Origin of the sequence: Massilia phyllostachyos (assembly GCF_021044825.1) — a bacterium.
In the GTDB taxonomy this organism is placed as follows: domain Bacteria; phylum Pseudomonadota; class Gammaproteobacteria; order Burkholderiales; family Burkholderiaceae_D; genus Telluria; species Telluria phyllostachyos.
The window spans coordinates 1,224,222-1,235,914 of sequence record NZ_JAJNOC010000001.1 but is presented as its reverse complement, the minus strand read 5'-3'; the positions used below and the strand labels follow the sequence as shown (position 1 = coordinate 1,235,914).

Annotated in this window: 11 protein-coding genes; 7 read left to right on the top strand and 4 right to left on the bottom strand. The window is 67.8% G+C overall.

Features of this window, described 5'->3' with window-relative positions:
- Window positions 1–31: 31 nt before the first annotated feature.
- A complete protein-coding gene (locus tag LQ564_RS05405) occupies window positions 32–307 on the top strand; it encodes an oxidative damage protection protein (RefSeq protein WP_231057045.1) in 276 nt (91 codons plus the stop codon).
- 140 nt (window positions 308–447) lie between these two features.
- Here the strand turns inward: LQ564_RS05405 and LQ564_RS05400 are convergent, their stop codons facing one another.
- Window positions 448–1,464, bottom strand: coding sequence for an AraC family transcriptional regulator (locus tag LQ564_RS05400; protein ID WP_231057044.1), 1,017 nt, complete (start codon window positions 1,462–1,464; stop codon window positions 448–450).
- Window positions 1,461–2,321, bottom strand: a complete 861-nt coding sequence (locus LQ564_RS05395) for a GGDEF domain-containing protein (protein WP_231057043.1) — start codon at window positions 2,319–2,321, stop codon at window positions 1,461–1,463. Before LQ564_RS05395 ends, LQ564_RS05400 begins: the two co-directional genes overlap by 4 nt.
- A 280-nt stretch (window positions 2,322–2,601) precedes the next feature.
- Between LQ564_RS05395 and LQ564_RS05390 the strand changes: the two genes are divergently transcribed.
- Window positions 2,602–5,091, top strand: coding sequence for a TonB-dependent receptor (locus tag LQ564_RS05390; RefSeq protein ID WP_231057042.1), 2,490 nt, complete (start codon window positions 2,602–2,604; stop codon window positions 5,089–5,091).
- The gene (locus LQ564_RS05385) at window positions 5,091–6,857 is read left to right on the top strand and encodes a phytase (RefSeq protein ID WP_231057041.1); all 1,767 of its coding nucleotides are present in this window, start codon (window positions 5,091–5,093) and stop codon (window positions 6,855–6,857) included. The genes LQ564_RS05390 and LQ564_RS05385 overlap by 1 nt, the downstream gene beginning before the upstream one ends.
- 100 nt (window positions 6,858–6,957) lie before the next feature.
- Here LQ564_RS05385 and LQ564_RS05380 read toward each other — a convergent pair whose 3' ends face one another.
- Complete coding sequence (locus LQ564_RS05380; RefSeq protein WP_231057040.1) at window positions 6,958–7,311, bottom strand: hypothetical protein; 354 nt, start codon at window positions 7,309–7,311, stop codon at window positions 6,958–6,960.
- A gap of 14 nt (window positions 7,312–7,325) precedes the next feature.
- Window positions 7,326–8,003 (bottom strand): ribose-5-phosphate isomerase RpiA, encoded by a 678-nt coding sequence (gene rpiA / locus LQ564_RS05375; RefSeq protein WP_231057039.1) that lies wholly within the window; start codon window positions 8,001–8,003, stop codon window positions 7,326–7,328.
- A 171-nt stretch (window positions 8,004–8,174) separates the two neighbouring features.
- Between rpiA and LQ564_RS05370 the strand changes: the two genes are divergently transcribed.
- The 4 genes from LQ564_RS05370 to LQ564_RS05355 are packed head-to-tail and all read left to right on the top strand — an operon-like array spanning window position 8,175 to window position 11,668.
- Window positions 8,175–9,383 carry an efflux RND transporter periplasmic adaptor subunit gene (locus LQ564_RS05370; protein ID WP_231057038.1) on the top strand — a complete coding sequence of 403 codons (1,209 nt, stop codon included), beginning with the start codon at window positions 8,175–8,177 and terminating at the stop codon, window positions 9,381–9,383.
- A complete protein-coding gene (locus LQ564_RS05365; protein WP_231057037.1) occupies window positions 9,383–10,132 on the top strand; it encodes an ABC transporter ATP-binding protein in 750 nt (249 codons plus the stop codon). Before LQ564_RS05370 ends, LQ564_RS05365 begins: the two co-directional genes overlap by 1 nt.
- Window positions 10,129–11,352, top strand: coding sequence for an ABC transporter permease (locus tag LQ564_RS05360; protein ID WP_231057036.1), 1,224 nt, complete (start codon window positions 10,129–10,131; stop codon window positions 11,350–11,352). The genes LQ564_RS05365 and LQ564_RS05360 overlap by 4 nt, the downstream gene beginning before the upstream one ends.
- The gene (locus LQ564_RS05355) at window positions 11,345–11,668 is read left to right on the top strand and encodes a GNAT family N-acetyltransferase (protein WP_231057035.1); all 324 of its coding nucleotides are present in this window, start codon (window positions 11,345–11,347) and stop codon (window positions 11,666–11,668) included. The genes LQ564_RS05360 and LQ564_RS05355 overlap by 8 nt, the downstream gene beginning before the upstream one ends.
- The last annotated feature ends 25 nt before the right edge of the window (window positions 11,669–11,693 follow it).

Genomic DNA, 11,693 nt, shown 5'->3' with positions numbered 1-11,693 from the left:
GCCTGACCCGATTAGATAACAGGAGTACACCATGGCCCGCACCGTCCAATGCATCAAACTGAACAAGGAAGCCGAAGGCCTCGACTTCCCGCCGGTACCAGGCGAAATGGGCAAGAAGCTCTACCAGTCGGTCTCGAAAGAGGCCTGGCAGGCATGGCTGAAGCACCAGACCATGCTGATCAACGAAAACCGCCTGAACCTGGCGGACGACCGCGCGCGTAAATACCTGGCGACGCAGATGGAGCGGCATTTCTTTGGTGATGGGGCGGCGGATCAGGCGCAGGGCTACGTGCCGCCACCGGCCTGATTAGCACCCGTAACGCTCGAGCCGTCGCTCCGGCGAAGGCCGGAGCCCAAGTTCGTGGCGTGCCGCTTACCTCAAGCGTTAGTGGCATGCATAGGACTTGGATTCCGGCCTTCGCCGGAATGACGTTTACGGGGCGCGGATCATAGGGACGTTAGCGACATCGCCCTGATCGGTCCCGGCGTCACCCCCGTCCACCGCTTGAACGACCGCCTGAAATTGGCCGCGTCGTGAAACCCCAGATACCGCGCCACCTCCTCGTTATCCGCCCGCTGCACCTGCAGCAGCCATAGCGCCACGTGCGTCCGCACCTGATCCAGTTCACCCTGGAAATGCGTATGGTGCCGCAGCAGCTGCCGCTTGAAGGTCGCCGGGCTGACGCCGAAATCGCTGGCGGTCCGCTCCAGCGTCGGCCCCGCCCGAACGTTCTCCAGCAGGTAATCGTAGAGCGCCGCCAGCAACCCCGGCGCCCGCACCGCCTCGAGCGCCGCATCCTGCTGCGCCAGCCGTGAAGCCAGTTCGCTCGCCCGCGGCCATGGCCGGTCCAGATAGGAAGACGGCAGCAGCATCGCATCGAGCTGGCAGCCGAAGCGCAGTTCGGTCCCGAGGTGGACATGATGCTGCTCGACGTGGCGCGGCGCGCTGCGGTTGAAGCAGAAGCGCCACGGCAGGCGCTCGCCGCCCAGCCAGCGGCACAGGCCGACCAGCGCCGTCATGTGCATCTCGACCAGGGCCGCCTTGATGCCGGGCGCCCCGTAGGCATCGACCCAGTACACCAGCGCCACGCCATCCCAGCTTTCGAAACGCGGCCGCAAGAGCGGCGTCAGGCGCGCGTGGAAGCGGCACAGGGTCTCGAGCAGCACGCGCAGGGTCGGCGCCTGCACCAGCGCGTGGCTGGCCGCGCCGTCGTGGCCGGGCAGGAGCAGCTGGCCGAGCATGAAGCTGGTGTCGGGGCTGTCGAGCGCGCGCAGGGTGTTGGCCAGCTGCTGCAGGTACTGGCCGGGCGAGACCAGGCTGTCCGGCGCCAGGCCCGTCATCAAGCCGGTGTCGCGCAGCAGCGCGGCGTCTTGCGCATCGCGCGAGCGGCCGTATTCGAGGGCCAGCGCCGGCTGCTGGCGCGCCGGGATCGAGGGTTCTCCCGCCGGCTGCCAGGCGATCACGCCGCATCCATCCGGCGGCACAGGTCCGCCAGCAGCGCATCCGGCGCGCCGCGCGTCGGCGCGCAGCCGTGGCGCAGCGTGATGGGGACCGGCCCGCCCGGCGCGTGGTGGCGCATCGTCGAGACCATCGTGCACAGGTGGCGCGCCGCGTCGGCCGCCGCGTCGATGTCCAGGCCCGGCATCAGGACGGCGAAGCGGTCGCCCGCATAGCGGCACAGCAGGTCTTCATTACGCAGGTTCAGCAGCAGCATGTGCGCCACCGCCTGCAGCACCCGGTCGCCCTCGGCGTGGCCGTGTTCGCGGTTGATGCGGTGGAAGCCGTCGATATCGAACAGCACCAGCACGCAGCCGGCGCCGCCGTCGCGCCGGATCTCCAGGCGCAGCTGTTCGCGCAGGTAGGCGGCGTCGGCCAGCTGGGTGATGCGGTCGAACGGACGGTGGCTACGGAACAGGCGCTCGCGCTTGCGCATGTGATCCGACAGCGTCGCCTGCTCCAGGCGCCAGTAGTACAGGCCGACGGTCAGCACCAGCATCCCGAGCGGCAGCAGCGCCTCCAGCGCGTTGTCCCACAAATGGCGCTTGTCGATGTCGATCGCCTCGTCCAGGCAGTCGGCCCAGGAACCCAGCATGATGCAGGCCAGGCCGCCGGCCAGCAGGCGCGTCACGCGGCCGTCCGGGCGGCTGTTCAGGACGATCAGGCACCACACCGCCGCCAGCAGCGCCGTGCCGCCCTCGCCGGCGATGTCCATCCAGTTCCACTGCGCCAGCGGCAGGATCGTGCCGGTGGCCGCGAACAGCAGGACGAGGCTGAGCAGCAGGCCGGCAACCAGGAGGATGGGACGGATGGCGAAGGTCATGGGGCGCGGGGCTGGAGGTGAATCGCCCTACGCTAGCGCAGGCGCGTGACAGCAGCATGACAGGATGACAAAGCTGTGGCGCCGCCGCACGGGTCCGAACGGCTCACATGCCGGCCGCATCTTCTCACCATACGGGACGCCGCCGCAGGGCGGGCCGCGAGCGGTGACGGGTCATTTCGGCTCATTCCGGCCTCATTGCCCGCGGCGCGGGGAAAGGCGTCACCGATACGTCATATTCCGCCACCAGAATCCGGCCCATTCCAACAAACCCGGTGCCCCCATGCGCTACTTCGCCCTCCCCGCCCTCACCGCCGGCCTGCTGGCATCAGCCGGTGTCCACGCCGCCGATCCGAGCGTCGTCATCACCGGCCAGCGCGCCAGCCTGGCGCGCGCCATCGCCGCCCAGGAGCAGGCGGACAACATCGTCAGCGTCGTCAGCAGCGACGACATCGGCCACCTGCCGGACAAGAACGCCGCCGAAGCGCTGGCGCGCATGCCGGGCGTGTCGGTGCAGCGCGACCAGGGCGAAGGCCGCTACGTGGTGGTGCGCGGCCTGGACGCCGACTACAACAGCGTGACCATCAACGGCGCCCTGGTGCCCTCGCCCGAAGCCTCGCGCCGCGCGGTGGCGCTGGACGTGCTGCCGGCAGGCCTGGTGCGCTCGCTCGAAGTGTCGAAGTCCGCCACGCCCGACCAGGACGCGAACTCGCTCGGCGGCAGCGTCGAAGTGAAAACCCTGTCGGCCTTCGACCTGCCCGGCACCCTGTTCAGCGTCGGCGCCGCGGTCGGCCGCGACGGCAACACCCGCCAGTACAGCCCGCAGGGCAACCTGCTGTGGGCGCAGCGCTTCATGGACGGCAAACTCGGCATCGCCGCCGGCCTGTCCGGCGAGAAGCGCAAGTTCGGGTCGGACAACGTGGAAACCGGCGGCGCCTGGTCCGGCGACCGCCTGGAAGGCTTCGAACTGCGCGACTACCTGCCGCAGCGCGAACGCCGCGCCGGCGCCGTCAACCTCGACTACCGTCCCGATGCCCAGACCAGCGTGGCCGTGCGCGGCTTTATCAGCCGCTTCTCGGACGAGGAATCGCGCGACCGCCTCACCGTCGGCGACTTCGAGGACGACGACGTCGCTGCAGGAGAACTGGGCACCGCGCGCCTGGAACGGCGCCTGCGCCAGCGCAAGTACACGCAAGAGATCCGCTCGCTCACCGGCGCGCTGGATCAGCGCTTCGGCGACGGCTGGAAGCTGCACCTGGAAGCCGCCACGAGCCAGGCCACCGACGACACCCCGGATGCACTGGGCGACGCGCGCTTCCGCAACGTCGACGACTTCTCCGGCGTCGGCTTCACCAACGGCCGCGTGCCGCAGCTGATCGCACCGGCAGCCGCATTCGACGCCGCCAATTACGAGCTGAACGCCTTTGCGCTCGAACGCAGCCATGCGAAGGACAAGACCCGCCAGCTGCGCATCGACCTGCAGCGCGACTTCGGCGCCGGCGACTGGAGCGGCACGCTGAAATTCGGCGCCAAGGCCACGCGCCGCGACAAGGACAACGAATCCGAGCAGTGGGAATTCGGCAGCGACGATCCGGAAGACGGCGACTACTTCGGCGCCGGCCCGACTTCGCTGGCCGCTTTCGTCGCCGGCCACCAGCTGGACTACAAGCTGGGCCGCATCGGCTACGCGATCGACCCGGCCCTGGTGCGCGCGCGCATTGCAGGCCTGAACCGCCTTGAGGCCCGCCTGGATGCCGAATCGGCGCTGGACGACTTCCGCATGCAGGAAGACCTCGACGCCGCCTACCTGCAGGCCAGCCTGCGCAGCGGCGCCTGGTGGCTGCTGGCGGGCGTGCGTGCCGAACGCACCCGTTTCAAGGCCGCCGGCTTCCAGGTGTCGGAAGACGAGATCGAAGCCCGCAATGCCGGCCGCTCCTACACCAACTGGCTGCCCGGCCTGCACCTGCGCTACGACCTCGACGGTTCGACCAGCGTGCGCGCCGCCTGGACCAACTCGGTAGTGCGCGCCAACTTCGCCCAACTGGCGCCCGCGATCAGCATCGACGGCGACGAAGCCACGATCGGCAACCCGGACCTGGCGCCGCTGCGCTCGCACAACCTGGACCTCGGCATCGAGCGCCTGGTCGGCAAGGAAGGCGTGATGTCGGCCTACGTCTTCACCAAGCGGATCCGCGATTTCACCTACGCCACCAACCTGGCCGGCAGCGGCGCCTGGGCGGACTATGCGAGCGCGGTCTCCTACGCCAACGGCGACGACGCGAAAGTGCGCGGCATCGAGCTGGCCTGGCAGGAGCCGCTGCGCATGCTGCCCTCTCCCTTCAACGGCCTGCTGGTCGGCGTCAACGCCGCGGTGACACACTCGCGCGCCCGCATCGACAGCGCCATTGATGCCGGTGTGCGCTCGACCCGCACCATCCGCATGCCGGGCCAGTCGAACCGGGTCGGCAACATCATGGTCGGCTACGAGCGCGGCCCCTTCAACGCGCGCCTGGCCATGAATTACAAGTCGCCCTACCTGCTGGAGCTGGGCGAAGACACGCTCGATGCGCAGCAGGACCGCTGGGTCGATACCCAGAAGCAGCTCGACCTGTCGATGTCCTGGGCCATCAACAAGCGCTGGCAGCTGACCTTCGACGCGAGTAACCTGAACAACGAAAAATACTATGTCTACCAGGGCGACAAGCAGCGCAACGCCCAGTACGAACAGTACGGCCGCACCTACAAGATCGGCCTGAAAGCGAGCATCTTCTGATGAAACGAATTCTCATCCCGACAATCCTGTCCCTGCTGCTGGCTTCCGCCGGCGCGGCGGAAGTACCCGCGTCCTTGAAAGGCGCCGAAGAACTGGCGACTTTGCCGAACGGCGCCTGGCTCGCCCTCGACAAGCGCGGCCTGCGCCTGGTCGGCAGCGACGGCCGTGAGTTGGCCGTGCTGCCGCTACGCGGCGAGCAGCTCGACCTGCGCCCGATCGACGGTGGCGCGCTGGCGGTCGTGGTCGACTCGAACGCCGAGCGCCTGCAGCCGGTGCGCGTCGACACCCGCGCCGGTACGCTGGCCGCGCTGCCCGTGCTGCCGGATACTGGCTTCGGCATCGAGGCGGCCTGCATGTACCGCGACGGGCAACAGCTCGACCACGTCTTCCTGGTCGCCAAGGATGGCCAGGCGCAGCAGTGGCTGTTGACTGGCGAACCGCACCTGGTGCGCCGCCTGGCGCTGCCGACCGGCGTCGAAGGTTGCCGCGTCGACGATGCACAGGCGACGCTGTTCGTGTCCGAAGAGGAGATGGGCGTGTGGGCCTATGGCGCCGAAGCCGAAGGCCCCTCGGCGCGCACGCCGGTCGCCTTGCGCGCGCCATGGGGCAAGTTGAAGGAGGCGGTCGGCGCGCTGGCCGTGCTGCCGGGCGGCCTGGCCGCCATCGACGCGAAAGGCGCCCTGCTCGCCTGGCGCCGCGACGGCGCGAACTGGCGCGCCGTGCAGCCACGTTCTCTCGGCGCGCAGGGGCGCGTGGCCGGCAAGCTGCTGGTGCAGACCGCCGGCGAGTGGAAAGCGCCGGCGCTGCCGATCGTGATGCCGCGCATGCAGACCGAACCCGTCGCCCGCGCCGGCGATGCGGCCGACGATCCGGCCATCTGGGTCCATCCGGGCGACCCGTCGAAATCACGCATCCTCGGCACCAACAAGAAGCAGGGCCTGCTCGTCTACGACCTGCAAGGCACGCAAACCCAGCTCCTCGAATCGGGCCGCCTGAACAACGTCGACCTGCGCCAGGACGTCCGCTTCGGCGCCGAACGCTTCGACCTGGCCATGGCCACCCAGCGCGACGAGAATGCGATGGTACTGTTCACCATCGACGCCAACGGCAGCCTGGCCGAAGCGGCGCGCCTGCCGACCGGCCTGGGCGACATCTACGGCGCCTGCGTGTACCGCACGCCTGAGGGTGGCATGGATGCCTACGTCAACGACAAGGACGGGCGCTACGAGCACTACCAGATCACGCGTGCCAACGGCCGCTTCGGCGCCAAGCTGGCGCGCAGCTTCAAGCTGGCTTCCCAGCCGGAAGGCTGCGTGGCGGACGACAGGAGCGGCCTGCTGTTCCTGGGAGAGGAGCGGCGCGGCGTCTGGGTAACCTCGGCTAGAGCCGACCAGCCGGCCACGCTCAAGATGGTGATGCCGGTGGGGCCGCTGCTGCATGCGGATGTCGAGGGCATGGGCATCTACCATGGCGCGGACCAGAGCTATCTGGTGGTGTCGAGCCAGGGGAACAACAGCTATGTGGTGCTGGATGCGAAGGCGCCGTTCAAGGTGCGCGGGGCGTTCAGGATCGGGATGGATCCGGCCAAGGGGATCGATGGCGCGTCGGAGACGGATGGGCTGGAGGTGACGTCGGCGAATCTCGGTGGGGCGTATGGGCGCGGGATGCTGGTGGTGCAGGATGGGTTCAAGCGGATGCCGGATGGGGCGCAGAACTTCAAGGCGGTGGCGTGGGAGGATATTGCCGAGGCGCTGAAGTTGGAGTGACACCAACGCCATTCCATTGCTAGCCCTAAAACCGTCGCTCCGGCGAAGGCCGGAGCGACGGTCTGCGGGCTAGGTGAGCGAAAAAGCGTTTGCGTAATGCTTACATCTTTACGCACTGCCGCAGTTCGCACCGCGCCGTCAACACCTTGCCCTGCATCGCACCACTCTCGCACCGCATCCGGTAAACCTCAACCGGCCCCGCCTCGGTCATCAGCCCAGCCCCCTGTCCACCCAGACACCCATGCTCCTTCGCCATCTTCTCGACAGTCGCAGACGACACCCCAGTCCTGAACGGCACCCGCTCGATTGGCGTCCCGTTCGGATCCTGCAAACCAGGAACGGCCGGCTTGACGGCGACAGGAACGGGACGGCGCACCGGTTCCGGCCTGGATTTGAACAGCGAACAGCCGCCCAGCATCACGGCCACCACCAGCACCAGCGCGCGTCGTGTCATCGTGCGTCTCCGCTTTAGAAAGTCAGGGTCTTCACGCCTTCGCCCGTGCCCAGCAGGCAGACGTTGGCGCCGGCCTTGGCGAACAGGCCGACGGCGATCACGCCGACGATCTGGTTGATTTGCTCTTCCAGCGCCACCGGGTCGGTGATCGACAGGCCGACCACGTCGATGATCTCGCCGCCGTTGTCGGTGATGTAGGCGTCCTGCGTGCCTGCCTTGACGCGCAGGCGCGGTTCGCCGCCCAGCGCCGCCAGCTGGCGCATCACGCAGGCGCGCGCCATCGGGATCACTTCGACCGGCAGCGGGAATTTGCCGAGGGTGTCGACCAGCTTCGAGCCATCCGCGATGCATACGAATTTCTTCGCCACCGAGGCCACGATCTTCTCGCGGGTCAGCGCCGCGCCGCCGCCCTTGATCATGGCGCCGCTGTTGGTGATCTCGTCGGCGCCGTCGATGTAGACCGCCATCGACTCGACCTCGTTCAGGTCGAACACCGGGATGCCGTGGCCGCGCAGGCGCGCCGCGGTGGCTTCCGAGGAGGCGACGGTGCCCTTGATGCGGTCCTTGATTTTCGCCAGCTCGTCGATGAAGAAGTTGGCCGTCGAGCCGGTGCCGACGCCGATGATCTCGCCGTCCACCACGTAATCGATGGCGGCGCGGGCCACGGCTTGCTTGAGTTCGTCCTGGGTCATGATGCTTGTGCAAAGTAGAAGAGAATGCGCCATTCTAGCGGATCACGCAGTTCATTCCCCGAAATCGGCAGTTCATCGCACCAGCTCGTCGGTCGATGCAACATGCATTGCAAAGGAGGCAGCCAGGCAGCACACTGCACTTTTCAAGGCTCCTGGTACAAGCAAAACAAGATGAAACTCTTCACGAAGAAGCGCGTGGCCATTGCGGCCGGGGTAATCGTAGTCGGCGCCGCGGCCGCCGCCTGGCTGGCGCCGAAAGGCCCGCCCAAGGTGCCGCCGTCGAAATACCGCACCGCCGTCGTCGACATGGGCGCCATCAACCAGACCGTCACCGCGACCGGCACCATCAACCCGGTGGCGCTGGTGAACGTCGGCTCCCAGGTGTCCGGCACCGTGGTCGAGCTGAACGCCGACTTCAACGACCGCGTCACCAAGGGCCAGGTGCTCCTGAAACTCGACCCGACCATCTTCAACGCCCAGATCCGCCAGGCCGAGGCCAGCCGCGCGTCCGCCGTCGCCAACCTGAAGCTGGGCGAAGCGAACTACAACCGTAACCAGCAGCTGGTCGCCCAGAACTTCGTGTCCTCCACCACGCTGGACCAGTCGCGGCGCGAAATGGACGTGGCGCGCGCCAACGTCCAGCTGGCGCAGGCACAGCTCGACCGCGCCAGGGCGGACCTGAACAACAGCGTGATCCGCTCGCCGATCGACGGCGTCATCATCAAGCGCACCATCGACCTGGGCCAGACCGTGGCGGCCTCGTTCAATACGCCGAACCTGTTCCAGATCGCGCGCGACCTCACCAAGATGCAGATCGACACCAGCGTCTCGGAAGCCGACGTCGGCGCGCTAAAGGACGGCCTGCCGGCGCGCTTCGTGGTCGACGCCTACCCGGACCGCGAATTCCACGCCACCATGCGCCAGTTCCGCCTGGCCGCCAACGTGGTGCAGAACGTGGTCACCTACAACGTGGTGCTCGACGTCGACAACCAGGACGAGATGCTGAAACCCGGCATGACCGCCCAGGTGCGCCTGGTGGTGGCGAACCGCCCCAACGTGCTGCGCATCCCGACCACGGCGCTGCGCTTCCAGCTGCCCGAGGAAGAGCAGGAAAAGCTGCGCAAGAAGGAAAAGGAAAGCGGCGTGAAGCAGGCGTCCCTGCCCCCCGCCCCGGCGCCGGACGACGACCTGGCCTTCCGCAGCGCCGCCGAGACCGCGCGCATGTTCAAGGTCTACCGCCTGGACGCGATGAACCAGCCGCAGCCCGTGGACATCCGCGTCGGCCTGTCCAACTTCCGCTATACCGAAGTGCTGTCGGGCGGCCTGAAGGCGGGCGACAAGGTCGTCACGCGCACCCTGGCGGAGCCGAAGGCGGATTGATGAGCACTCCCCTGATCGATATCCGCGGCGTCACCAAGACCTACATGAGTGGCAGCGTCGAGACCCGTGTCCTGCACGGGATCGACCTGCAGGTGGCGCGCGGCGACTTCGTCTCCATCATGGGCCAGTCGGGTTCCGGCAAGTCGACCCTGATGAACATCCTCGGCTGCCTCGACCAGGCCACCGGCGGCACCTACCTGCTCGACGGCACCGACACCCGCTCGCTGTCGCGCGCCCAGCTGGCCGACATCCGCAACCGCAGCATCGGCTTCGTGTTCCAGAGTTTTAACCTCATCAAGCGCATGAGCGTGGCCGAGAACGTGGCGCTGCCGCTGATCTACGCCGGCTCGAGCCGCGGCAAGGCGCATGCGCGCGCGCTGGTGGAACTCGAGCGCGTGGGTCTCGCAGGCCTGGCCAAGCGCACGCCGAGCCAGCTCTCGGGCGGCCAGCAGCAGCGCGTCGCGATCGCCCGGGCCCTGGCCACCGACCCGCCGATGTTGCTGGCCGACGAACCGACCGGCAACCTCGACACGCAAACCAGCGACGACATCATGAACAGCTTCCGCCAGCTGAACAAGGAGCGCGGCATCACCATCGTCCTCGTCACCCACGAAGCCGACGTCGCCGCCTACAGCCAGCGCCTGGTGCGCCTGAAGGATGGACGGGTGCTGTACGACGGCCCCGCTGCAGAGGGCCTGCGCCAGCTCGCGGCGAGTCCGCATCTCCCTTCTCCTGAGGTGCCGGCATGAACTTCATCCAGATCCTGATCGAGTCGTTCCGCTCGATGGCGGCGAACCGCCTGCGCACTGCCTTGACGATGTTGGGCATCATCATCGGCATCGCCTCGGTGGTGCTGCTGCTGGCGATCGGCGACAGCATGCAGCGCTTCATCGGCAAGGAGCTGCAGGCGCTCGGCACCAATATGGTCTATGTCTTCCCGGGCGGCGACCGCACCGCGGCGCAGCGCGCCCGCACCGGCTCGGTGGCCTCGATTTCCAGTTCGGACGCGCAGGCGCTGAACGAACTGCCCAGCCTGACCGGCGCGGCGCCCGCGCTGCAGGGAAGCTTCAAGCTCAGCGCCGGCAACGAGAGTTCGAGCAGCCAGGTGCTCGGCGTGACCCCGGCCATGTTCAAGATCCGCAACTGGAAGCTCGACCAGGGCAACCTGTTCAGCGAGGCCGACGTGCGCTCGGCGGCGCGCATGGTCGTGATCGGACAGAAGGTGGCGGACCAGTTCTTCTACAAGACCGACCCGCTGGGCCGCTACCTGCGCATCGAGAACGTCGCCTTCCAGGTGATCGGCGTGCTGGCCGGCGAAGGCAAGCAGATCGACGGCTCCGACATCGCGGAGCTGGTGCTGGTGCCGATCACGGCGGCCAGCTCGAACCTGATCCGCTCGCCCTTCCCGCAGAACGTGCACTACATCGCGGCCCAGGGCCGGCCCGACATGGCCCTGAACGATGCGATCGAGGACATCAAGGACACGCTGCGCAACCGCCACCGCATCCGCCTCGAGGACCCGGACGATTTCCGGGTGCAGAACATGGCCTCGTTTGCGGAGACGGCCAACAAGATCAGCGCGGGCGTGGCCCTGCTGCTCGGCCTGATCGGCGCGATCTCGCTGGTGGTCGGCGGCATCGGCATCATGAACATCATGCTGGTGTCGGTGACGGAACGGACCCGCGAGATCGGCATCCGCATGGCGATCGGCGCGCGGCCAAGGCACGTGCTGCTGCAGTTCCTGGCCGAGTCGGTGGTGATCTGCGTGGCGGGCGGGCTGATCGGCGTGGCGATCGCGATGGGCGGTGCGGCGGCGATCACGGCGACCGGCAAGTTCGACGTGTATCTGACCTTCCAGGCCGTGCTGGTGGCGTGCGGCTTCGCGACGGCGGTGGGGGTGTTCTTCGGCTTCTATCCGGCGCGCCGGGCGTCGCGCCTGCTGCCGGTGGATTGCCTGCGGTATGAGTGAGGTGCGGCTGCGGCGCGCCCGCAGCGCCGACATCCCCGCGATGTCGGCGATCAGGCTGTCGGTTACCGAGAACGTGCTGTCCGATCCGGCACGCGTGACCGTGCAGATGTATAAGGACTATCTTGACAAGGATGGACGCGGCTGGGTTGCGGAGGTCGACGGGAAGGTCGCCCGGTTCAGTTATGCCGACCGTGCGCATGCCTCGATCTGGGCGCTGTTCGTCAGCCCGGGATACGAGGGACTCGGACTGGGCACGGCCCTGCTCGACCTGGCCATGCAGCGGGCCGCCAGCAGAAAAATACGGCTGGCTCTTTGAAATCCATCAGGATATGCTCAGCAGT